This is a genomic window from Pedobacter yulinensis, from assembly GCF_003029735.1.
GTDB classification, from domain to species: domain Bacteria; phylum Bacteroidota; class Bacteroidia; order Sphingobacteriales; family Sphingobacteriaceae; genus Pedobacter; species Pedobacter yulinensis.
On sequence record NZ_KZ686269.1, the window covers coordinates 264,923 to 286,741 of the forward strand.

Genomic DNA, 21,819 nt, shown 5'->3' on the forward strand with positions numbered 1-21,819 from the left:
ATGAAACTGAATACCAATACACTAAGATACAAGACAGCCAGGCTGTTGCTGGCCGGGACGATCTTGCTTGCTGCCGCTGCAGGTTGCAAAAAAGATTTTTTGCAGCCCGAACCGCTTTCCTTTTTTGAGCCGGATGCAACCTTCACAACCCAGAGCGGCCTGGATGCGGCAATGGCCATCTGCGACCGCCACCTGCGTGCCTACTGGACCTATACGTCTGCGGTAGACCTGGGCAGACCGATCAGCACCGATTACATGTTTTCAGATGTGGCCGTAGCCGGAAAGACGGATGATGGCAACATTTTCGCCGATATTGCCACCCGTTTAACGCCTACAGACCTGCCAGAACGTACGTCCTATTTCTGGGGTGAGACCTACAACGGCGTGAAATATGCAAACACCATTCTGACCTATGTAGACAAGGTGGAAGGTTTAAGCGATGCCGTTAAAAATGAATACCGGGGCCGTGCGCTGTTTCACCGTTCGTTCCGTTACATGGCCCTTTGTTTCCAGTTTAAAGACGTGCCCCTGATCACAAAACTGCTCCGTGCCCCTAAGATCGATTATAAATCGACAAGGAGGGAGGCAATCCTGGAAATGCTAACGCTGGACATGGAGAAAGCGGTTCGCTGGGTGCCTAACCAGGCCCAGATGGGGCTTACCGGCATGATTAACAAGGGCGCATGCCGCCAGCTGCTGATAAAATGTTATCTGGCCACCGGAAAGTGGGACAAGGCCATTGCACAGGCCGATACGCTGATTAACAATTCCGGCTATTCGCTGATGAATGCAAACTTCGGAAGTTTCATTAGTCCGTATGCGAACGTTTGGCCGGTAACACGCAATGTGATCTGGGACCTGCACCGGCCTGAAAACAAGGCGATCGGTGGCAACAAAGAGACCATTCTAGTGATGATAAACCGGAACGAGACAGATATGGGTATCAAATTGAATGCAATCAGGAACTGGGGGCCGATGCTTGACAACAGCGCCACCACCACGCCCGACGGCAAACAGGCGGTTCGTTTTTATGCGCCTTCCAACGGCAGCTACCGCGCACAATACGATTATAACCGTGCCCTGGGCCGTGGTATCGGCGTCATCCGCCCAACATATTATGCCCAAAAAGGCGTTTGGTACGTAAACGGGGTAAACGACCAGGGCGACCTTCGTCACAATACAGCTGTGGGCAATTGGGTTACGATGGAGTCGATCAAATACAACGATCCCACCAGCGCCAATTTTGGCCAAAACCTGCGTCTTCGAAATGCTGCAGGCACGCTGCTGTGCAGGGATACGATCAGAAACTGGTTTGACTACCCGCATTACAAATATTACATCGAAGATCCGCTGGCTACACAAAACCCAAACAGTGCGGACCACCGGGGTGGTGCCGGCGATTGGTATCTCTATAGGCTAGCTGAAACGTATTTGTTGCGCGCCGAAGCTAAATTCTACAAAGGGGATGTTGCCGGTGCCACGCAGGATGTCAATGCCATAAGACGGCGTGCACAGTGCACGCAGTTATACACCGCCGTGAGTATAGGCGATATCATGAGCGAACGCGCACGCGAGCTGCACATGGAAGAATGGAGGTATACTGAATTAAGCCGGGTGTCTTACTCGCTGGCCCTGAGCGGCAAGCCTGACGAACAAGGCATGGTTTACAATGTCGACAACCTTGCTCAAAACAGTTATTGGTATCAACGCATTCAGCGTTACAACGACTTCTACAACAAGGGGAAAGTGATGGTCAGGAACCGTTCCTATACCATCGCGCCGCACAACATCAACTGGCCGATCCCACAGAATGAAATCGATGCGAACGGCGGCGCCCGTTTGCGTCAGAATCCCGGGTACAGCGGCCACAACGCTGCTGAGCCGGTTTGGCAAACCTGGCAGGAGGCAGTGGCCGATGAGGACGTTTTTTAACCTGACAAACTGAGTCATTCATCAAATTAATACCAGGCGGCCAGTGCCGGCCGCCTGCTTATACCCTATGCGGGGCTGCAGCCGGCAGACCCCTGCATCGTACCGAAAGTTGGTTAAGTGCGGGTCGTTTAAAAACGACCGCTCGCCCCGGTCCGGGCCCGCTTGCGGGCAACTGAACGCTCATTTCAGTAGCAGGCATCTCCGTTTGGTTGGAGATGCCTTGACCGGGGGTCAATTCCTGTTGTCCTGAGCAGGATCTTTGTTGCCTTCCGGCAGCCAGTTCAGGCAAGCGTCTTTGTTATGTTGCTTGGAAGCCCTGAACATTTCTGAAGTCAGTTTGTTCGTATCTCGTGCAAGCGGATACGCGGATCCTGGCATCGGCTTTACATACCTGATGTAAATCTGCGCCTCCGGCCGCCGATCGCAGCTGCGATTGGTTCCCTGAAATTTACCTGCATGAAAAATGAACGAATACTGATTATCAACGCTCATCCCGATCCCCAGAGTTTTAACGAAGCAATCGCGCAGGCCTATATCGACGCATTGAGGCAGCACGATGTGGCGTTTCGTTATCTGCCGGTATACCGGCTCAACTTTGACCCGAATCTTCGTTATGGTTTCCGCGACACGCTGCAGCCCGAGCCCGATCTCTTGGCCGCAATAGCAGACCTGAAATGGTGCAGCCACCTGGTTTGGATTCATCCTATCTGGTGGTACGGATTTCCGGCGCTGATGAAAGGGTTTATAGACCGTGCCTTTCTTCCCGGCGTTACGTTCCATCTGAATGCAGACGGCAGCGTGTCCGGACACCTGGCGGGCAGGTCTGCACGGATCATAGCTACCGGCGATACGCCTCAGCAGCTGTATAGAGAAACCTATGCCGAATCTGCCCGGATACAGCTGCAGAACGGCGTGCTCGCTTATTGCGGTATTTCGCCAATAGCCTACACCTACCTGCACCCTGTGCATTCATCTACACCGGGAATCAGACAGGAATGGCTTGAACAGATACAACAACTGGCTTTGGCTGATGCAGGTCTGCGCATGAGTTAATTTGTAAAACCAGGATTTTTTGGAAGCTTTGCAGCGCACGCATTTCATGTGGCGCAGCCAGAGCAGCCTGCCAGATCAGAGGAAAGCATCAACAATAAATACGAAAGGCATGAAGACCCCAACTCAATACCTCATAACAATTGCAGTCAGCGCCTTGCTTGCATCAGTTCTAAATCTTGCCGCTGTGTTTATACTGCAACAGTTCGGCCTGATCGCAACAGCAGATACAGACATGAAAAATTTACCATACGGGTTCGCAGTGGCCTTCAACCTGGTCCTTGCGCTGATGTCTTTCCCGGTCTTTTTTAATCTGACGCCCCGGGTAAAAGCAAATGTTTTTAGCAGTGCAGCAAGCTTTTTCCTGCTGCCGCTGCTGGCCATGCTATCCCTTTCGCTGGCAATGGAGGAGGACGGATGGTCTGCAGCGTTATTTTGTCTGCCTTATTTTATTATTCTCCTGGTATTCTTTATCCGTTCCCGCAGAGATATTCACCAGGCCAGCAGGCAGCCGGGCCAGCGTTGATCTGTCACTTTTAGCCTTTCTTGAATGGGCCCTGGCCCATTTAAGCCGTTATCTTCAAAAAGTGCATTTTGCAGGAACATATAACGCCGTTGGGGGCAAACCATCTCTTGTTTTTTTCGTTATTGCTTGCATGCCGTTCAACATAATTTTGCGCCGATGAACAGACTGTCTACCACAAGAAACGCCATTGCTGCTGCGCACACCCATGAAGGGAAATACCATGCTCAGTTGAAACCTCTGCTTAAACTGGCATTCTGCACAACCCTTCTCTTCGGATTTTCCTGTAAGAAGACCCCCGGACCTGCAGACAAGCCGGATGTGGTAAACGGGCGCTTCGCCGCGCTGCATGTTTCGACAAGCATGGACAATACGCTGGTTGTAGACGACAAGGGGGCACTCTGGGCAACCGGTAAAAACAGCGGGCAGGCGCTGGGGCTCGGCAGCAGCTCCGCCCAGCGAAGATTTGCACGGGTAATGGACGATGTGGCCACGGCGTCAGTGACGGAAAGCCGTTCATTGGTCATTAAACGCGACGGCAGCGTCTGGACCGCAGGAAGCAATAATTTCGGCGAACTGGGCATTGGCGACCAGCCCTCAGATGGTGGATTTAAAAAGGTAATGGACGCTGCCGCCCAGGTTGAAGCCGGCGACGCATACGGTTTTATCATCAAAGCCGACCATACGCTCTGGGCAGCTGGCTTTAACCGGGATGAAATGTTTGGCAGCGCATTTTCAAACGGACAAATACTAAACACCTACACCAAAATTGCTGACAATGTACGCGCAGTTTCGGCCGGACTGGGTCACGTGTTGCTTTTGAAGACTGATCATAGTCTCTGGGCCTGCGGCCGAAACATTGAAGGCGAACTCGGTATTGGAAATTTCAACGAGCAGCGGGGTTTTGTCAAAGTTATGGATGGCGTTAAAGCAATTAAAGCACTCGACTATCATTCACTGATCATCAAAACTGACAACAGCTTATGGGTTGCAGGCAACAATAAATATGGCGAGCTGGGTCTTGGAAACAATGTGAACCAGAACCAGTTTCAAAAAGTGACAGAGGAGGTGGCGCAATTGGCCGGGGGCCGATTCTTTTCCCTCATCATCAAGAACGACGGAAGTTTATGGGCCAGCGGTTACAACAATTCCGGAACCTTTGGCATGGAGGGCAACGATACCAACCGGTTTATCAAGGTCACCACTGATGTCGCAGCAGTTGCGGCTGCAGACTACCATTCGTTCATCATAAAAACAGACCGGTCATTCTGGGCCAGCGGGAGCAATACCTACGGTGTACTTGGCATGGGCAACATTGATCAGCTGACGAAATTTACACAAGTTAAATAATATGTAACCGGCTACAGGCAGGTCGAGCCCTGGCAGATAGCAAAATTCTGATCCCCAATGGTACGCAAAGCGATGTTGTTTTTTCTCGTGCTGGTTTCCGTCCAGATAAAAGGCCTGGCGCAGGCACCTACGCAGGCCGTGGCCGTGCCGCATAACCTGAAAGGTTTTGTACCCAAAGGCTACAGCGTGCTGAATGTAACGCGGGGCGATCTGAACCGCGATGCTTACCCGGATGCGATCCTGGTGTTGTTTAAGGCGGGTGAAGAGAGAAGGTCTACGGAATCGGAAAGGCCCGAAAAGCGGCCCCTGCTCATACTTGCCGGTAAGCCGAACAAAAGCTACAGGCTGGTTGCGCGCAGCGACAATGCGGTTTATTGTGTGAATTGCGGCGGACAAATGGGCGATCCGTTTACAGGCATCAGCATCAGGAACGGATGCTTTTCTGTTGAGCACTACGGTGGGAGCGGCTGGCGCTGGACACGCATCATCACGTTCAAATATGCGCCTGCCGAAAAAAACTGGTATCTGTTCAAAGACGGCGGCGAAAGCTTTCATGCCACCTCGCCGGAACAGGTCAAGACAAAGGTCAGGACGGCAAAGGACTTCGGAAAAATTACCTTCGGGAAGTTCAATATTTACAAGGAAGATTAGGGGCTGCCGGCTGGACAGTATACCTAATGGGCCGGATAGGATGACCGTGTCTGGGGAAAACAGACTGCGAAACCACACACAGCCGTCGTTGAGAAAAATTTACAGTACTGATCGTGACCAAAGGCTGTGAACAGACCTGTATAGGTGGACGAGTTGATTATTCCTGTTTTATTCTCCACTGGACAACGCACGTTGAATCGCCCTTGAAATCATCGGGCGATTTAAGATTTTCGATCCGCTTCAGGATAAAAACACTATCTGCTATATGCCCGTTGCGTCCCAGATCATAACGTTCACAGAAGCCATCAGCCGTTCAAAGCCGCAATGTTCGGTCCTTTGTCTTTAGGCGATAGTAGGTGTCTGAGTCAGGGAACTTTCGAATTTCAGGCAGAACAGGGAAAGGTTCTGTTTTTCGGGCCATAAGACCCAGGTTTTGCCTGTGATTGATGGTCAGGTAAGCATTTCTATCAATATCATAGGCATACACTTTTAGTTTGTTGTTCAAGGCAAGATTATCGCCAAATATGATTTCCTCCAATGGCACCGTGTAGGATAAGGACTCACATAATGCCCGAAGAAATCCCCGGTGCCAGGCTTATGATTTGGTAGGCTGAGTAATTCACCATAAGCTTGGATGACAATAATTTTCTTTTTAACAAGATCTGGCGTAGTCTTCTGACGTTTGGAGCTTCCCAGGAGCAGGAAGATTATACAATAGGAATAAGTATTTCATATTATCTTGTTTTTTACCGGTAGGGCCTGCAGGTTCGCGGTTTAAATAGGTTCTGTTTATCTGGCACGCAAAAGTAACCGCCGTGGCGGCAATTGTGAGCGTTTTAATTTTCATTTGTTTACTAAGAGCCAATTCATGGGCCTCCCGGGCTAAGAAGCCCGGGCACATAATTAGCTAAAAATTTAAAAAGAGGAATTCCAGTTATTAAATTCTCAGCATTTTTTTAGATGACAGACTTCGACCAAAATATTTGCTTAATCGCCAGAGGGTGTATCGCGATCTCGTGCAGAGGATGAATTTTTTCCGGGACCGGAACCGTATCGAATGCACTAGTTGATAGACAACACGGTTAGGGTGCGAAAAGCGGCCCAGATGCTGCCGGCAAGGGCGAATAACAGGCAATACAACAAGGGGTCTACCGGTTGCCTTAACCTGATCCAGAATACGGCAACAAACATCAAGGGGCAGGTTACCGAAAACATAAACATGATCGTAGCCATTGTTTCGAAGATATCGGCGGTGAAATCATTCAGCAGCACGCCGATCCCGAAATACAGGAGCCAGATAACAAATGGCGAAACAAGACAAAGCAGCCATTTGCCAATGGGCCTTAATTCCAGTCGGGCCGGAAACGTTTTGCGGTAGTTTCTGATCAGCAGGAAAATAGTGGCTGCCATACACAGCACGAGCAGCCCGATCTGTACTGCTTTGTGCAGTTTGCGGTCTGCACGTGTATTGATGGTTTCAGCAGACAAAAGTTTAGTGCCTTCAAACCTTTTCACTTCAGTCCGTTCGCCATTAATAAAGGTTTGTTTGGTTATCTCCTTGCTGGTTATATCGCGGAACGTCCAGGTGGAGTCGGGGATTCCCTTTTTATAAAACCCCTCTATTACTACTTTGCCGGCCCGCGTGCTGATGAACTTTCCGTCCAGGCGTCCGCCATTGAATCTCACTGCATGCTGTTCCTGCCCGGCATTGATCGTCAACGAGGTGATTTTTCCCGGCGCAGGCAAACTGATCGCTGGATTTCCCGCTAAAATTTCTCTGTCGAGGTCTTTTAAGGTTACATTTTTATCATAATCGTCGTCTGCAACAGGACGTCGCGTGGTGTACAGCTCATTGACCTTAACCACAAGCAGGGAATCGAATTGATAGTACTCAAAAGGTTTGGTATTCGCGCCGGAATCAGCCGGCGCATCAGACTTGAACAACAGGTACTGCGGCTGATCAAAAGATTGAACATATCGCTGCTGGCTGGTTGCACAAAAGGAGAAAACCGTAACGAGTGCAATAAAAAAGGCGCTTAACTGACGAACTAAAGAGTTGGTAATAAAAAATACCGGGCCATTTTCCAGGAAGCGCCAGGCCAATAACAACATGGACAACGCGATGAGATCGGTCGGGTCTATGGTCCGGTTGATTTTAAAGACATAATCGCTTACAAGCCCGATAACTGGAGATGCGTGAGCGCTTTTCCAGTAGATGAATAGCAATGCCGTGGAGACGAAAACCCATAAGCGATACCGTGGGAACACAACTGACCAAAAAACCGCAAATATGAACAAGCCACAGAAATCGGAGAGCTTTCCGGTCAGCACATTGTGGAAGGCGGTCTTCAGGAAGAAGTCGTTCACAATCAACAGCAAAAGGCACACAAGGAAAGGAAATGACAGAAGGTATCTGAGTTGGCCGCGCATGATCTTGGAAGTTGCTCTTTGTTAATACCTGATTTTAAAATTGGTAACCCTGTTTGTCTTCATGTTGTTCCGGTTGTGCTGCAGCAAAAAGGGCAAGACTGGTAAGCGTTTGTCTCACGATCCGGAATTTCGGTCCATTACTTCAGGTTATCGTTCAATTGCTTGTAAAACCCGTCGTTCCGGATTTTCAGGTCAAGACGGGATATGCGGACAAAAAATCTTTCGCCCTCGGCAGTATCGGTGTTCTCCAGGCAGTACAGGGTGGTCTGGACCTGGTTCTTTTGATCAGTATCCTGGAAGATCTGATATTTGCCATTGTTAAGCTTGTTCACGCTTGTCGTGGTGATATTTTTAAAATCCTTGCAGTCCGCACGCAGCTGCGCGTATTCTTTGGTGCTCATGTAGACCGACACTTCAGCTTTTCTGAATTTATTGAGACGGTCTGCGTAAAAATCGACCACCTCGCGTGGCTGAATTCTCAGTGTTTTGAAGCTATATGTACCTTCGGTAACATTTTTTGCAGGAATTCTGTAAACGGAATAGAGGGTATCCGTTAGGACATATCTGCCAAGCTTCGAATCAAAGACCTCGGTGCCCTTAGGCATCTTGTAGTACTTTTCTGCCCTGGCGAACAGCGTGTCCAAGTGTTCTGAAAACGTAATCTTGTCAAGGTCGAAGCGTCCGTACCTGGCGCCGATATGGCGCGGGTTTTCCTGTCCCCTGCACCCTTCAAACGTACAAAGCAAGATTACGCTCACCGCTAATTTAAATACTGTTATCTGGCCATTCGAAGGTCGCTTCATCGAATCAACTGGTTTAGCAATATAGTATCCTTCAGACAAGGGTAATTTGCAAGACGCACCACTCCGGCCGGGAAGAAAAGCACCGGAAATGTACACGAATTTTTATTTCCCTGCACCATTTGTTCATGCGGTCATCATTAAGATGCGCGAACCGGGGTTGTGCTCACTACGCGCAGCAAATTTACAAAAAACTCACCAGATAGTGACTTATTTAAGTGGGCGTTTGACAGCAAACGAGTGGATTAACGAACGGGAGGGATTTGCGCCGGGCCAGACTCCGGTAGGTGTGCCGATTCTAGGGTTTTTGATACACGGAGTCGACCAGGAAAGACAGTGCACGCCTGATGCTTTCTCGTCCTTCAGCTTTGCTTAGATCAATGCCGCAAAACGTACTGCCATTAACGCTTGCATAAAGGTTCAGGTAATAGGCGCTCGAAATGAGGATGGCCATGACGGCACGGAAATGCTCAGCTCGGTCGCCAAAATGAGGGTCCGTTATATTTTCCAGCAGCGCTTCACCGGCTGCTTCCTGGCTCGCCGTCAACTTTTCAAGCGCTTCCCGTTGCTCAGACAGGCGCCACAACAGGATTTTTTGAAATGCCTGGTCGTTAGCAACATACTCGAATTGCGAAAGCAAGCGCTCCTGCACGAAGGCTTTGCCGCCGTCGGTTATTCCGGCCGGCACCGCATCATTCTTCACGTTGCTCCAGAAATCTTTCGAGTGAATGTACTCGTCGAGAAGCTGGTCAGTACCGCCGAAATAATTGTAGATCAATTTTTTGTCCAGTCCGGCTACTGCTGCAATGTCGTTTACTTTGAGCGCAGTAAAGCTTTTCTCGATCAGGATTTTCTCAACTGCATCCATGATTTTCTGCTTGCTGAGTGCTTTGTTGCGCGGTGCACCGGCTGATTTTTTTCTATCCATAACTGTCACTCTTTTGGTAAAGCTTGCAACTACAAATGTAAAACTATCGGTAACTGATGTGCGCCTCAGCAGCAGGCTACCAGTAATTTGTTTGCGGCTTATCAATTTTTTCTGACTTGAATGATATTTAATTAATTTTGTCACTATCTGGTGACTTGTGTGTTTGTTAAGCTGCACTAACTGCCGGACCAGTTGTCATCTACACCACCGGGAAACACGAACCAGGAAAATCCAGCGCATGAAAAACAAACTCAAGTTAGCCATCACATCCATCATCCTGCAGTTCGTCCTGTCGATCCTGATGCGCAGATTCCCTTATTTTGCTCCTGGACCAGGAAGCATGCTATCCATGCTGCATACGCTTTGTATTCTCGGGTTGCTGCCTTTTTTCATTTCGCTCTATAAGAGTGAGGCCTTCGCCGTGCTTTTACACGGAGATACTACCGCTTCAGTAAAGAAACAGGATGAGAACTGGCTCAAACATCTGTTAATCAGGCTCTCGCTGTTTATGTTTATCTGCCTCGTTTTGTTTTTGATCTCTGCCTTAGAACGCGGCGCCGGCGGCGCTTATCTGATGGCTTATGGCATGGCTTATACATTAGGTATTGCCGCTCTTTTACTCATCATCGAAACATTTGTGCTCTTTTCCAGGAAATGTAACTACAAGGCATCAGCTAACATTTTCCTGATCATTGTGGCTGTATGGTCGCTGCTTGAAATGATGTAGCCAATTTCCCCTACAAATACATGAGAGCCTCAAAACTTTCAAAAGACCGCTGTTTCCTGATCGCGGTACATGCTTATCACGCTCCTTGCTTCAGACTGGTGGCGGTACCAGGTAACAGAAGGCGATTCAAGCATAATCAGCGTCAAGCTCCACCTGAAACACACTGGACTTTGGAGATGTATCGAACCAACGGGACGTGAATTGTACACCATCGGATACCGGGAATTTAAAATACGGGCATCTAAAAATCATTACACATACCAGGTTTATCAATAGCCAGGCAATAGAAGATCAGGTTAAAGGTTCCGCGCAGGGTTGTCCTGTCAAAAGACAATGACCCGCGGCGACCTTTTTAGGGATCCGGAACGAATCCCGAATCGTTTTTACCTGATGGCCAGGATAAACAACTGCTGCTCAAGGATCAGTTTTGTCGTATCATAGCCAAGAACTAAGCTGGTCTCTGAAAAACCGGCTCGTTTAAAGTCTTCAAGCAGGTCCCAGCCAAAGTCGTAGAACGACAGGATCCCTTCCTGCCTGAGCGGGTCTCCATGGTATTCCGGTTCAAGCAGGTGGTTAACCGTCCCATCATCGCTGATCCGTGCCCTGGTCACAGTCTTTTGTTTGTCCACCCAAAAAGGCGTACTCAACAGTGCCGCACCTTTTTTCCTGGTTACCCGGTAAAGCTCTTGTATCGCCTTTTTGTAGTCGGGAATATGCTCGAGATCTTCGAAAGAAATACAGAGATCAAAAGACTCATCGGCAAATGTAAGCCCCGTCATGTCCTGGTGCAGCGGATGATCCGAATTAAACAAGCTGGACGTGATATTGAAATCATAGTTTGCCGCCAGAAAGCGGTGATAGCGGGTATCGTGCTCAGTGAGGTACACCTCGGTTACAGATCGTAAATAGTTATCGATGATCTGCAGGCTAAACCGCAGCCTTGAACTTAAACCTTCGGCCGAAAGGCAGGACTCTCTGAAGTTGTCGTATTTTCCATATAAATTCATCTGATAAGTAGAGCCGTTTAACCTGACATAATCAGGCTGCCCCAACTGCCGCAGTTTGTTTTCGAATTGCCGCAAATATTGAAGATATTCGGCATACGCACTGTATTCTTCGCGGTTTTTTATCTTAACTAGCAGTCGGCTGTAAGCTGTGGTCTGCTGCAGATGACTGGCCGTTTTCGGTAAGGCCCGACTTAACTTTTGAGAAAACCATGAGATATATTTGTTATTTTGACAGACGTCATGTTCGTTTTGTTAGCCAAAATTTATTAAAATCTAGCACTTTTTTATGCGAGCCGCTTTAATTGTATAACGCCGGTGTTTCACGGCCGCGACAGGTGGCCCCTTGATTTCCGGTTGGGCATGCAGCTATCGTGCCGGATTGGCGCTGGTTTTTGCTGCTGCGGTTCGAACAAACGGCAAAATACCGTAGCAAGGGGTGAGCGTAACCGCCAGGTTAGCCAAAAACAATATGCCCGATGCCACTTTAAAAATACTTGTCTGTTTTTCGGTTGCCCGGCAACAGGGTCAGGTATAATTTTGTGACAATCCATGCGGAGGTCTTCAGCCGATGTGATGTGCTCACACACCGGCCATGCGCCCCGCTTTTTTTAAACCCAAGCTTATCAAATGTCTGCAAAAACAAACCGTTCAAAGTGGCTCATACTGCTGGTTATTTTAACGGCTCCTTTGTTGTATGTGATTGATATTTTCATCATCAACATGGCGGTACCTGTCATCAAATCGAAATTACATGCTACACAGGGCGAAGTACAGCTCATCATAGCCGGCTACTTACTGGGCAGCGCATGTTTCCTGATCTCCGGCGGCCGGGCCGGCGATTACCTGGGGAGGAAAAAGGTGTTTTTTTGGGGAATGTTGGGTTTTACGGTTACGTCGGCGTTCTGCGGTCTGGCCCATTCTGCTTTGCAGCTGAATATTGCGCGGTTTCTGCAGGGTATCAGCTCGGCATTTATGGTCACGCAGTCCATTGCATTGATCCAGGTGTTGTTTCCCGGGCAACAGGAACGGGCTAAGGCAATTGGCTGGTACGGCATGACGCTCAGTATCGCTGCGATCATCGGGCAGATATTGGGGGGCTACCTGGCAGAAAGCCATTTTCCTATCGCGGGCTGGAGACTCATCTTTTTTATTAATGTGCCGGTTGGGCTGCTGGCCATGTGGGCAATCAGCCTGTATTTACCCGAAACCTCAACAGAACGCCACGTGAGGTTCGATTATGGGGGTGCAGTACTCCTTACCATCAGCCTGGGCTGCATCATTTACGCCCTTACTGAGGGCCGGGAACAGGGGTGGCCTTACTGGAGTGTTGTGCTGTTAATTGCCGGGGCATGTATCCTTCCCCTTTTTTTTTATGACCAGCAGCAAAAACTGCGTGGCGACGGGCATCCGCTCATAGACATGCAGTTGTTCCGCTACAAGGAATTTAATATAGGCTTGCTGGCCGTGTTGTTTCACTTTATGCTGCACACCGCTTATTTGTTAATGATTGCGGTGTACCTGCAAAACGGGCTGGGTATTTCGGCCCTGATTTGCGGAATTTACTTTGTACCCCATGCTTTGCTTTTTATGCTGTCTGCAGCATTGGCATCGAAGCTGCTGGTCGTCTACGGCAGATACGTTTTATTAGCCGGACTCTTAATTATCGGTAGTTCATTTCTGTTGCAGATCCTCCTGTTCGGAACTGTTAGCGCGCCATACCTGAACGTTTCGCTGATCGGGCTATATGGCCTGGGAAATGGCATGGTGTTGCCCTTTTTGTTAAATGTTGCGCTGGACAAGGTTCCGCCGAGGTTTGCGGGCAGCTCATCCGGGGTGTTTTCAACCTTTCAGCAGTTGGCCTCGGCCTTGGGTGTCAGCGTAATCGGTGGCATCTTTTACAATTCGGTTGCGTTGAACACGGCGGCGTATTACAAACTCGCGCTCGACAACGGCCTGAAGGCCGGAATGGTCTGCCTGGGCGTGGTTGCAGGGATGTTGATCTTGCTCCCAAGAAAGTAGTCGCTTATACGGTCTGGTAAGAGGCCGCTCGGATTTTCACGGTTTCGTCGGTTTTCTACAAGCAAATTTCAGGAGAGATGAATAAGTTTGCATGGCTGGTTTATGCCGTTGGGTCCGACCCGGACAAGCCTGAAGCGGTGGTGCCACTTTGCGGCGGAGCGGAGCTAGAAAAAACGAAACGTATGAGCCGGTTTTCTGTCTCAGCCTGTAGCTAAAAACATTTTACGCTTTGTTTCTATGAAAAACGAACAAATCCAAATTCTCGAAAAACAAGTAAGGCAACTGCGTTACCTGGTCTTCTCGCTTGGCCTGGTAGTAGTAGCGGGCGCGGCGATGGCCTTTAGCGGAATTACCAGGTTTACCGAACTGACGGCTGAACGGATCAACATCGTTGAAAAAGACGGCACCATCAAGCTGGTCATCAGCAACAAAGCCCGGCAGCACCCCGGGCGCATGGCTGGAAAGGACCTCCCGCCTCGGGTAAGGGACGCCGGGCTGATCTTTTTTAATGGCGATGGCGACGAGTGCGGGGGCCTGGCCTATGATAACGATAAAAAAAGCGCAGGCATGGTCTATTCAGTCGACAAATACCGCGACGACCAGGTCATGCAGATCCAGTACATTGAAGACCTGCAGTCGCGGGTAAAGAAATATGGCCTGCAATTGTGGAGTTACGGCAAGGAAGATGCCTTACAGGAGCGCCTGGACCGCTATCATGCCCTGCAAAAACTGAAGAATGACTCCTTAATGAAGTCGGGCATTGCAGCCATGCGCAAAGATGGGCTTCTGGCCACCGAACGGTTGTTTATCGGCAAGACCTATACGGACGACATGGGCTTGTTCATTAAAGACCAGAATGGCAAGGTGCGCATCAGGATGTACGTAGACAAACACAACCAGCCCAGGATTGAACTGCTTGATGAAAATGAAAAGGCCCTGCCGCTACAATGATGTTGCAGCAGCGCCTTTGACCGGATTTCCGGGAATGCAGGCGCGGCGCCGTTACAATGAACCGCCGTCAGGTGGGTTCCGCGTTAAATGCAGCTGGACAATCCCTTCGTCAAGCACCCGGGAACCAGCTAAATGAAAGCGTGTCGCCACCTGACTGGCCGTACCCAAAACTCCGCCGTCTCCGGTAATGACCGGAATGAGGTTAAAGTAAATGTCGGTAACCAGTTCCTGGTCCAGGAACAGATTATAGATTTCCGTTCCGCCGCCAACGGCCACATCCTGGAAGCCTTTTTCGGCAAGGTAGCTGATTGCTTTTTTGGCGCTGCCGATTACCGGCACATCGGCCGGATAGTCTGGCTGGCTTGAAATGATCACAACTTCGGCACCCGGCAGCATCTGTTTAATACCGCCTGGAAATTGCGCGATGAAGTCATAGGTCTTCCGGCCGATGACCAGGTTGCCGGCCTGAAGTGCCATTTGCATCAAACTATTTGTAGCCTGGTCAGGTGCATGATGGTCAGGATTTTCGCCCAGCAGGACTTTTCCGTTTGCTGAGATATTCGCACCGAGGATAATTTTCATGTTCATGTGATTTGACGTTGATGTGGTCAAAACTATCTGATGCCGGGTTTATTTTTACCATTGATTACCTTTAGGAAAGTGACTTTATGAAAACATCTGCAGCAGCCTGCAGCAATACGGCATTCTGGCAGGAGCGAACCCTGCCACTGCGCGACGCCATTGAACTGCTCAGTGGCAAGTGGAAAATCTGCATTATCCAGAACCTGACCATTGGTGCCCTGCGTTTCAAAGACCTGCATGAGCGGGTAAGGGGCATATCGCCGAAGGTACTGTCAAAAGAGCTCCAGGACCTGGAGCAGAACCAGCTGGTTACCAGAACAGTGAATGACACCCGGCCGGTTACAGTATCGTATGCGCTCACTGAACATGCAGACGCGATTCAGCCTGTATTGGATGCACTGATTGAATTTGGTTCAAAACACCGCAAAATGATAACAGGCAAATAGGGTTCCAGCGAGCTGCAGCCTGCTGCAAGTTACGGCCCATTGGTCTGCAGTGAGGTGTGCCGTAAAGGGCATGCCGGAAAAATTGTCGGCTTTTTACAATTTAGGCTACCCGGAGATGAATAAGTTTGAACTTTACTGTGAAGCCGGGCTGACCAACACCGGCAAAAACGTGCGAAGCGTCGCTTCAATACGATTGGCAGGTCTGCCCGGGTCTGCAATTTTAATTAAACAGCGGGTTCTGCCCGCGCAGGTGGTACGGGCCGGAGGAAGTCCAAAAAGGGGGTCAACAAGTATGGGGATGAACTATCAGATTTATGAAGCGCCGCCCGGTTTGCAGGCGTACGTTCGTTATTTCTGGACGATTGATTATGCCGAAGACGGGGGCAAGGATAAAGCCATTAAAATTTTAGCCGATCGTTTTCCCAGGCTTATTTTTCAGAACCTGGATGGGCACATTGCTACAAAGACAGAAAACGGCATCGTACTGCCAACTGCTTTCTTAAGCGGAATTATTACCAGGCAGACCCACTATCTGGTAAAAGGTTCTTATTCGCATCTTGGCGTCAGTTTCTATCCCCATGCCATGAAGGCCCTTTTCGGTATCGATGCCCATGAACTGACCGACACCTTGCCGGATCTGGTCAACTTTTGTTCCGCAGAGCTGATTGAAAAACTATATGATGCGGCCGGCCATCAGCAACGGGTTGATTTACTTATTCAATATCTTTTATCCAGGTTATCCCGAAAAACTATCCAACTGAGTGCCATCAACTGGATGATTCATTCGCCGCTTGATCGACTGAGTTCAGTGGACGAGATTCTGAATGTGGTAAGAATGTCAGAACGGTCTCTTGAGCGGTTGTTTAAAGCCCATCTGGGCATATCACCAAAAAAATACCTCCGGATACTCAGATTTGAGAAGGCTGTCGAAATGCTGAATCAAAGCAAGCGTACTAACTTATCGTCCCTGGCTTACGCCATCGGCTATTCAGATCAGGCACATTTCAACAGGGATTTTAAAGAATTTTCCGGACTTACGCCCAGGCATTTTCAAAACCAGGTGAAAGTTGGCCGCGAAGCTTCCTCGTTTTTGCTGGAATCCTGAAGCTTTTTTTTGTACCCCGATACGTGGCGCCAAAGAACCTGGGTTAACTGAAATCGGTGGAAAAGGCAAGTGCGATCCGGCTGCGGGAACGTAAGCCAAATTTTCACCCGTTGATGCCTGGATATAATTCGAGTCCTGCAAAGTTGGTAACTTTTGTAAAGTTACCAACTTAAGTTAATAAAATTACTCATTATCCGGATAAATATCTAATCTCAGTAATAAAACCCATCCAGGATATGGTCAGAGCTTGGTTGCCGAGGGGCGATGTCACGTTGCTATGGTGCAGGGTCGTCAGATCCTAATTTCCAGTTTGCGCTGCACGCACAGATGGACAGGTTGCCAGCCGGATACCTGAAACGGCCTCTTTATCTTTGACGGGTTCCTTCTATTCCAGCTCCCACAGCAGCGGTACTTTTGAAGAAAAAAGTATGAAAAAAATGATTTTGCTTGTGGCCTGCTGCGGCGTCATGAGCGCCAGCGCTCAGCAGGCAAAGACTCAGTTGGAAAACGGAAGAATGATCTTTCAGAACAACTGCGTGCGGTGTCATGGAGCCGACGGAACGCTGGGCAGAATGGGAGCCGGCAACCTGAAGGTGAGCACCATTAATGACAGTGAATTGGCTGACATCATTACCAACGGCAAATGGTTTATGCCGAAGTGGAGAAAGGTCCTGACACCCGGGCAGATTGCAGCCGTCGCGACCTATGTGAAGACCTTGAGAAAGTAGCCGGCGTATCTTATATCGAAAAACCAGGCGGTGGGCGTCTCGGTCTAAAGACTGCTGCCGGCACAATCTCTTGCGAGCAGGAGCATTGCAGTTGCAGCCGGCGCAGCTTTTTTAAACGCAGCGTTGGCACTGTAACCAACCACAGGCCGAAGCCCACGTTTATGCCTCGATAACGAAGGCCTGCAGTTCTGCCATCTTGCCGTCCCGAAACCGCCAGACATCGCAATAGGTGTAATCGGTCATTGTCCCTTCCTGGTTTCTCAGGCTGATTTGTCCGATGGCTGTAACAAAGTCGCCTTCAGCTATCAGGTTCCGGACCATAAACCGGGGGGGCTCCACATATACAGCAGCCATGTATTGCCGAACGGCTTCTTTTCCGTGCAGGGTCTGATCGCCGACAAATGTCCACAGGGTATCATCGGTGCAGCAGGAGAGAAAGTCCTCATACTCGCCTGCAGTTATAGCTGCATTCGCTTTTTCCAGTATTTCTTTGTTGTTCAGATTCATGGTTTTTTTAATTTGATGCGCCGGAGCGCAACCGCTTCGTACAACAATCAGAAGCTTAAAGTGTTTTCCGCTGCCAAGGGGGTTTTCTTCTGGGGCTCCTTCACAATGAAAGCCCGGCGGCGACCCTTCCAACGGATCATGTGCCGGCTCGCGTCAATCGTTTTGTCCTTTAAGCCTTGTGGGCGGTCCGGCTTCAGTTGTCTTTTGCGTCTGCCGCCAGCTCTACGACTCCGCTTTCGATCAGCCACCTCAATATCGGCATACCTTTCATTCTGATCAGCGCGGTTTTTGCCAAGCGGTCATACGAACGCAGATAAGCCCGGTAAATAAAGTCGCAGGTGCGGAAACGGCCGCTAATTGAACGCTCTGGCCTGCAGTTTACATGTGCCGTTCTCGCGGTGTTTTTATCGCCCGGGCAGTTCCCGGCCGCATCGTTTCCGGCGACCTGACCGAGGCTATTGCGAATGGTACGACCCTGACAGGAGGCGCTGGTGGCAGAGCAAAAGTAAAAGGAAACAAAACGCCTCGGCATCTGTTATTTTGCAGGCTAATGTTGTGACAGCCAATGGGATGATTTACGGAGTTGACCGGGTGCTGTTGCCGCAAGCCGGGATCTTATTTTTACTGTTAACTTCAGCGTAATGCCTGTCAGAGCCTGTATTTACTTTATTACTTAATTTCGCCGGGCAAGCGGCCTGAACCCTTAACTTCGCGGCTCATTCTAACTACCATTTGCATTGAAAATAAACTACTTCATTTTTCTCCTTTTCTTTTTATTCAGGATGCCGGTCTTTGCACAGCAGAACGGCCTGATTACAGGATCCCTCCAGGATGTCAATACCGGTAAACCGCTGTCAGGCGCTACCATTTCGGCGGGCGACTCAGTGGCCACAACTACCACCGACACCGCCGGCCGTTTCCGGCTCACCATTCCTGTGGGTACCTACATTATCTCTGCCAGCAGTGTCGGTTACGTGACGCAGCTGAAATACAACATCGTAGTCGGCAGCGGGAGCCCGCAACTGGTCAATTTTTACCTCCAGCCGCAGGCCAACACCCTCAAGGATGTGAACATTAGCTTCAAGCGCGGCAAATCTGCGGTGGCAACCGATCTGGTCACCCCGCTTTCCGTCCAGCAACTTACCACAGAAGAAATCAGAAGCAGTCCCGGCGGCAATTTTGATGTCTCAAAAGTGGTACAAACCCTTCCCGGTGTGGGCGTTAGCAATGGCGTTGGCGAACGGAATGATATCATTATTCGCGGTGGCGCGCCGAACGAAAATGTGTACTACCTGGATGGGATCGAGATACCCGTGCTGAACCACTTTCAGACGCAAGGCAGCTCGGGTGGCGCACAAGGCATTTTGAACGTATCCTTTATCGAAAGCCTGAAATTGACTTCTTCTGCTTTCGATGCACGTTATGACAACCCGCTGGCGTCGACCTTCGTGATCAGGCAGCGCGAAGGTAATTCCGAACGGTTTTCAGGCAATGCACGGGTGAGTTTTACCGAGACGGCGCTGACGCTAGAGGGCCCGCTGTCTAAAAACACTACCTTCCTGGCTTCGGCGCGCAAGTCTTACCTCGGCTTTCTGTTTAAACTGATCGACCTGCCTATCAGGCCGAATTTCGAAGATTTTCAATATAAAGTAGTGCACCAGTTCAGCCCGCGCACCAAACTGACTGCCATTGGTCTCGGTGCCATAGACCGGTTCAATTTCGCCGCAACGCGGGAATCTACTCCCGAAAATACCTATGTGCTTCGGTCTACACCTTACATCAACCAATGGAATTATACGGCGGGCTTTAACCTGAATCACCAGATCGAGAACGGCTACCTGAATTTCACGATCAGCCGCAATGCGTTCGACAATAGCCTCGATAAATTTGAAGACCAGGTACAGGACGAAAGCCGGCGCACGCTGCGGGTGCAGTCGCGGGAAACCGAAAACAAGTTCAGGTTCGATATCAATGAGTTTGTGAACGGCTGGCGCCTTGCCGCAGGCGTCAGTGCGCAGCTTGTCGGCTATACCGGCGACCTGTTCAATGTCGTTTCTGCCGGTACAACAGGTGGGTCCGGTAGTCAGGCGCAGCCGCGGCGCGAAATCAGGTTCAGCAACGCCATTGATTTCTGGAAATATGGTGCATTTGCACAGGCCTCCAAAAACCTGTTCAATGAAAAACTACTGGTTTCGGGCGGGTTGAGGACTGATCTGAACACGTTTACCGCTACGGGCAACAACCCGCTTAAAACGTTATCGCCCAGGCTTTCCCTGTCATACCACCTAAATGAGAAATGGGATATCAATGCATCTGCAGGCACTTATTTTAAAATTCCGCCTTATACCATTCTCGGTTATCTCGACAACAGCGGTGTGGCTGTGAACAGAAGTTCAAAGTATATCCAGTCAACACATTACGTGCTGGGCACGCAGTTTCTGCCCAGGAATGACCTGAGGTTTACCGTCGAAACTTTTTACAAGCGATACCGGAATTACCCGGTCTCGGTAAACAATGGCATTTCGCTGGCCAACCAGGGCGCTGAATATGCATCGGTGGGGAGCGAAGCCGTGCTGAGTTCCGGCGACGGGGAAACATATGGTGCAGAGTTTTTTGTGCAGCAAAAACTGGTGAACAAGCTGTTTTATGTAGCCAGTTATACCTATGTGATCAGCAAATTTTCCGGACTTGATGGCAACCTGGTCTCTTCATCCTGGGATAACCGCCACCTGTTGTCGGTCACGCTCGGTTACAAACTTAAACGCAACTGGGACCTGGGTTTGAAATACCGCTATTCGGGCGGATCGCCGTACACCCCGTTTGATCTTCAGCGCTCGCAAGCCAGTTATTATGCCCTGGGTACAGGCGTTGCCGATTACAGCCGGCTAAACACCGAGCGGCTTCCCGCTTTCAGCCAGATTGATTTCCGGGTAGACAAACGGTTTAATTTCAGAAAAACTGCGCTAAATATATACCTGGATATTCAGAACATCGCCAAGGGTCAAAATGAGAATTTTCCCAAGTATACCTTCAGGCGAACTGAAGATAACAGTGCGTTTTTAACGACTGATGGTACAGCATTGCGGGCCGACGGGTCGAACGCGATCCCGACCATCCTGAACACGACATCGGGTAACCTGATTCCATCATTTGGGTTCATATTTGAGTTTTAAAAAAGGATGGCAGCCGGCAGGGATCGCTGCTATGCCCTATAAATGAGGAGGACTAAGCATGAAAAAAGTACTTGCAATAGGCAACACAGCAGCATTGATCATCACGATCGCAATCAATTACCTTTCCAATACCGGATTGCTGAACGGCAATACCATGGGAAGCGTATCTGCCCGATACGATAATTATTTTACACCTGCCGGGTACGCTTTTTCGATCTGGGGTTTGATCTATCTGTCGCTCGCCGGCTTTATTGTGTTTAATTGGACGAGCAAAACAGATCCAGACCGGGCGGTTGTTTCAAGAATAGGCTGGTGGTTCGTGATTTCATGCGCAGCCAATTCCATGTGGATATTTGCCTGGCTTTACGACTATACGGCGCTGTCTGTGCTGATCATGATTATCCTTTTTATTTCGCTGTTTAAAATTGTGCGGAATGCTGGCATAGGAAATGCAGCCGAGCCGTTCAGGCGCCGTTTGCTGGTCCACTGGCCGTTCTCAATTTATTTTGGCTGGATATCGGTGGCCATGATCGCAAATATTGCTGCTTACCTGACCAAAGAAGGCTGGGATGGCTGGGGTATTCCGGCGGCGACCTGGGCAATTGTGATGGTCTGCGTGGCGGGTCTGGTTAACATCCTGGTTGTTCGCACGCGCAGGCTGCTGGCCTATGGGCTGGTGGGCATCTGGGCGGTCATTGCCATTGCCGTAGCAAATGCGGGTCGGAGCGAGGCCAGGCAGGTGGTATACGCCTGTTACGGAACTGCTTTGATCATTGCAATTTTCGTCGTCCTTACTGCATTAAAGGGTGGGCAGCTGGAACGCCGGCAGGGCTCCTGAGCCATTTTACTTATCTGGCCATTGCAAACTGCATACCCATTAAAGCAAAATTTACCAGCAGTTGCAAGACAC

At 49.7% G+C, this 21,819-nt stretch carries 21 protein-coding genes; 14 read left to right on the top strand and 7 right to left on the bottom strand.

Translation table 11 applies throughout. The annotated features are described in order from the left end of the window. The 5 genes from C7T94_RS08495 to C7T94_RS08515 all read left to right on the top strand — a co-directional run bounded on the left by C7T94_RS08495 (position 1) and on the right by C7T94_RS08515 (position 5,506). Positions 1–1,932 (top strand): RagB/SusD family nutrient uptake outer membrane protein, encoded by a 1,932-nt coding sequence (locus C7T94_RS08495; protein WP_107214945.1) that lies wholly within the window; start codon positions 1–3, stop codon positions 1,930–1,932. A gap of 456 nt (positions 1,933–2,388) precedes the next feature. Continuing rightward, positions 2,389–2,985, top strand: coding sequence for an NAD(P)H-dependent oxidoreductase (locus tag C7T94_RS08500; RefSeq protein ID WP_107214946.1), 597 nt, complete (start codon positions 2,389–2,391; stop codon positions 2,983–2,985). Positions 2,986–3,094: 109 nt separating this feature from the next. Further along, entirely contained in the window at positions 3,095–3,508 is a 414-nt protein-coding gene (locus C7T94_RS08505; RefSeq protein WP_162618613.1) for a hypothetical protein, read from the top strand. Positions 3,509–3,664: 156 nt separating this feature from the next. Next, positions 3,665–4,855: an RCC1 domain-containing protein gene (locus tag C7T94_RS08510; protein WP_107214948.1), complete on the top strand. Its 1,191-nt coding sequence runs from the start codon at positions 3,665–3,667 to the stop codon at positions 4,853–4,855. 57 nt (positions 4,856–4,912) lie between these two features. Further along, on the top strand, positions 4,913–5,506 hold the full coding sequence (locus tag C7T94_RS08515; protein WP_107214949.1) for a hypothetical protein: 594 nt from the start codon (positions 4,913–4,915) through the stop codon (positions 5,504–5,506). 1,062 nt (positions 5,507–6,568) lie between these two features. On the opposite strand, the gene C7T94_RS08530 is transcribed toward C7T94_RS08515, so the two are convergent. The 3 genes from C7T94_RS08530 to C7T94_RS08540 form a co-directional block, all read right to left on the bottom strand. After that, positions 6,569–7,873 carry a toxin-antitoxin system YwqK family antitoxin gene (locus C7T94_RS08530; protein ID WP_204353248.1) on the bottom strand — a complete coding sequence of 435 codons (1,305 nt, stop codon included), beginning with the start codon at positions 7,871–7,873 and terminating at the stop codon, positions 6,569–6,571. 200 nt (positions 7,874–8,073) lie between these two features. Continuing rightward, complete coding sequence (locus tag C7T94_RS08535) at positions 8,074–8,739, bottom strand: hypothetical protein (protein ID WP_107214953.1); 666 nt, start codon at positions 8,737–8,739, stop codon at positions 8,074–8,076. A gap of 295 nt (positions 8,740–9,034) precedes the next feature. Next, complete coding sequence (locus C7T94_RS08540) at positions 9,035–9,664, bottom strand: TetR/AcrR family transcriptional regulator (RefSeq protein WP_107214954.1); 630 nt, start codon at positions 9,662–9,664, stop codon at positions 9,035–9,037. A 238-nt stretch (positions 9,665–9,902) separates the two neighbouring features. Here C7T94_RS08540 and C7T94_RS08545 point away from each other — a divergent pair, with 238 nt between their 5' ends. Together C7T94_RS08545 and C7T94_RS19335 are read left to right on the top strand one after the other, a co-directional pair. Next, positions 9,903–10,391, top strand: coding sequence for a hypothetical protein (locus C7T94_RS08545; RefSeq protein ID WP_107214955.1), 489 nt, complete (start codon positions 9,903–9,905; stop codon positions 10,389–10,391). A 69-nt stretch (positions 10,392–10,460) separates the two neighbouring features. After that, positions 10,461–10,667, top strand: a complete 207-nt coding sequence (locus C7T94_RS19335) for a hypothetical protein (RefSeq protein ID WP_162618614.1) — start codon at positions 10,461–10,463, stop codon at positions 10,665–10,667. A gap of 107 nt (positions 10,668–10,774) precedes the next feature. Here C7T94_RS19335 and C7T94_RS08550 read toward each other — a convergent pair whose 3' ends face one another. Further along, positions 10,775–11,398, bottom strand: coding sequence for a methyltransferase domain-containing protein (locus C7T94_RS08550; RefSeq protein WP_162618615.1), 624 nt, complete (start codon positions 11,396–11,398; stop codon positions 10,775–10,777). Positions 11,399–12,025: 627 nt separating this feature from the next. Here C7T94_RS08550 and C7T94_RS08555 point away from each other — a divergent pair. Both C7T94_RS08555 and C7T94_RS08560 read left to right on the top strand, forming a co-directional pair. Next, the gene (locus C7T94_RS08555) at positions 12,026–13,417 is read left to right on the top strand and encodes an MFS transporter (protein WP_107214957.1); all 1,392 of its coding nucleotides are present in this window, start codon (positions 12,026–12,028) and stop codon (positions 13,415–13,417) included. Between the two features lie 237 nt (positions 13,418–13,654). After that, positions 13,655–14,368 (top strand): hypothetical protein, encoded by a 714-nt coding sequence (locus tag C7T94_RS08560; protein WP_107214958.1) that lies wholly within the window; start codon positions 13,655–13,657, stop codon positions 14,366–14,368. A 51-nt stretch (positions 14,369–14,419) separates the two neighbouring features. On the opposite strand, the gene C7T94_RS08565 is transcribed toward C7T94_RS08560, so the two are convergent. Beyond that, complete coding sequence (locus tag C7T94_RS08565; protein WP_162618616.1) at positions 14,420–14,950, bottom strand: dihydrofolate reductase family protein; 531 nt, start codon at positions 14,948–14,950, stop codon at positions 14,420–14,422. An 86-nt stretch (positions 14,951–15,036) separates the two neighbouring features. Here C7T94_RS08565 and C7T94_RS08570 point away from each other — a divergent pair, with 86 nt between their 5' ends. The 3 genes from C7T94_RS08570 (at position 15,037) to C7T94_RS08580 (ending at position 17,229) form a co-directional block, all read left to right on the top strand. Next, on the top strand, positions 15,037–15,396 hold the full coding sequence (locus C7T94_RS08570; protein WP_107214960.1) for a winged helix-turn-helix transcriptional regulator: 360 nt from the start codon (positions 15,037–15,039) through the stop codon (positions 15,394–15,396). Positions 15,397–15,694: 298 nt separating this feature from the next. Further along, positions 15,695–16,501: a helix-turn-helix domain-containing protein gene (locus C7T94_RS08575; RefSeq protein ID WP_162618617.1), complete on the top strand. Its 807-nt coding sequence runs from the start codon at positions 15,695–15,697 to the stop codon at positions 16,499–16,501. Positions 16,502–16,929: 428 nt separating this feature from the next. Further along, positions 16,930–17,229, top strand: a complete 300-nt coding sequence (locus C7T94_RS08580; RefSeq protein WP_162618618.1) for a c-type cytochrome — start codon at positions 16,930–16,932, stop codon at positions 17,227–17,229. Between the two features lie 159 nt (positions 17,230–17,388). Here C7T94_RS08580 and C7T94_RS08585 read toward each other — a convergent pair whose 3' ends face one another. Both C7T94_RS08585 and C7T94_RS08590 read right to left on the bottom strand, forming a co-directional pair. Next, positions 17,389–17,736: a nuclear transport factor 2 family protein gene (locus tag C7T94_RS08585; protein ID WP_107216017.1), complete on the bottom strand. Its 348-nt coding sequence runs from the start codon at positions 17,734–17,736 to the stop codon at positions 17,389–17,391. Between the two features lie 193 nt (positions 17,737–17,929). Next, positions 17,930–18,268 (bottom strand): hypothetical protein, encoded by a 339-nt coding sequence (locus tag C7T94_RS08590; RefSeq protein WP_107214963.1) that lies wholly within the window; start codon positions 18,266–18,268, stop codon positions 17,930–17,932. A 205-nt stretch (positions 18,269–18,473) separates the two neighbouring features. Between C7T94_RS08590 and C7T94_RS08595 the strand changes: the two genes are divergently transcribed. Further along, a complete protein-coding gene (locus tag C7T94_RS08595) occupies positions 18,474–20,909 on the top strand; it encodes a TonB-dependent receptor (RefSeq protein ID WP_204353249.1) in 2,436 nt (811 codons plus the stop codon). Between the two features lie 58 nt (positions 20,910–20,967). Further along, the gene (locus C7T94_RS08600) at positions 20,968–21,747 is read left to right on the top strand and encodes a tryptophan-rich sensory protein (protein ID WP_107214965.1); all 780 of its coding nucleotides are present in this window, start codon (positions 20,968–20,970) and stop codon (positions 21,745–21,747) included. Positions 21,748–21,819: the final 72 nt, after the last annotated feature.

What these genes read in the sequence shown, in the direction of transcription:
- C7T94_RS08510 (WP_107214948.1), top strand. Translation starts at nt 3,665, where the DNA reads ATGAACAGACTGTCTACCACAAGAAACGCCATTGCTGCTGCGCACACC.
- C7T94_RS08560 (WP_107214958.1), top strand. Translation starts at nt 13,655, where the DNA reads ATGAAAAACGAACAAATCCAAATTCTCGAAAAACAAGTAAGGCAACTG.
- C7T94_RS08550 (WP_162618615.1), bottom strand. Translation starts at nt 11,398, where the DNA reads ATGAATTTATATGGAAAATACGACAACTTCAGAGAGTCCTGCCTTTCG.
- C7T94_RS08590 (WP_107214963.1), bottom strand. Translation starts at nt 18,268, where the DNA reads ATGCCGAGGCGTTTTGTTTCCTTTTACTTTTGCTCTGCCACCAGCGCC.
- C7T94_RS08495 (WP_107214945.1), top strand. Translation starts at nt 1, where the DNA reads ATGAAACTGAATACCAATACACTAAGATACAAGACAGCCAGGCTGTTG.
- C7T94_RS08565 (WP_162618616.1), bottom strand. Translation starts at nt 14,950, where the DNA reads ATGAAAATTATCCTCGGTGCGAATATCTCAGCAAACGGAAAAGTCCTG.
- C7T94_RS08600 (WP_107214965.1), top strand. Translation starts at nt 20,968, where the DNA reads ATGAAAAAAGTACTTGCAATAGGCAACACAGCAGCATTGATCATCACG.
- C7T94_RS08505 (WP_162618613.1), top strand. Translation starts at nt 3,095, where the DNA reads ATGAAGACCCCAACTCAATACCTCATAACAATTGCAGTCAGCGCCTTG.
- C7T94_RS08545 (WP_107214955.1), top strand. Translation starts at nt 9,903, where the DNA reads ATGAAAAACAAACTCAAGTTAGCCATCACATCCATCATCCTGCAGTTC.
- C7T94_RS19335 (WP_162618614.1), top strand. Translation starts at nt 10,461, where the DNA reads ATGCTTATCACGCTCCTTGCTTCAGACTGGTGGCGGTACCAGGTAACA.
- C7T94_RS08580 (WP_162618618.1), top strand. Translation starts at nt 16,930, where the DNA reads ATGAAAAAAATGATTTTGCTTGTGGCCTGCTGCGGCGTCATGAGCGCC.
- C7T94_RS08500 (WP_107214946.1), top strand. Translation starts at nt 2,389, where the DNA reads ATGAAAAATGAACGAATACTGATTATCAACGCTCATCCCGATCCCCAG.
- C7T94_RS08585 (WP_107216017.1), bottom strand. Translation starts at nt 17,736, where the DNA reads ATGAATCTGAACAACAAAGAAATACTGGAAAAAGCGAATGCAGCTATA.
- C7T94_RS08555 (WP_107214957.1), top strand. Translation starts at nt 12,026, where the DNA reads ATGTCTGCAAAAACAAACCGTTCAAAGTGGCTCATACTGCTGGTTATT.
- C7T94_RS08575 (WP_162618617.1), top strand. Translation starts at nt 15,695, where the DNA reads ATGAACTATCAGATTTATGAAGCGCCGCCCGGTTTGCAGGCGTACGTT.
- C7T94_RS08540 (WP_107214954.1), bottom strand. Translation starts at nt 9,664, where the DNA reads ATGGATAGAAAAAAATCAGCCGGTGCACCGCGCAACAAAGCACTCAGC.
- C7T94_RS08570 (WP_107214960.1), top strand. Translation starts at nt 15,037, where the DNA reads ATGAAAACATCTGCAGCAGCCTGCAGCAATACGGCATTCTGGCAGGAG.
- C7T94_RS08515 (WP_107214949.1), top strand. Translation starts at nt 4,913, where the DNA reads ATGGTACGCAAAGCGATGTTGTTTTTTCTCGTGCTGGTTTCCGTCCAG.
- C7T94_RS08535 (WP_107214953.1), bottom strand. Translation starts at nt 8,739, where the DNA reads ATGAAGCGACCTTCGAATGGCCAGATAACAGTATTTAAATTAGCGGTG.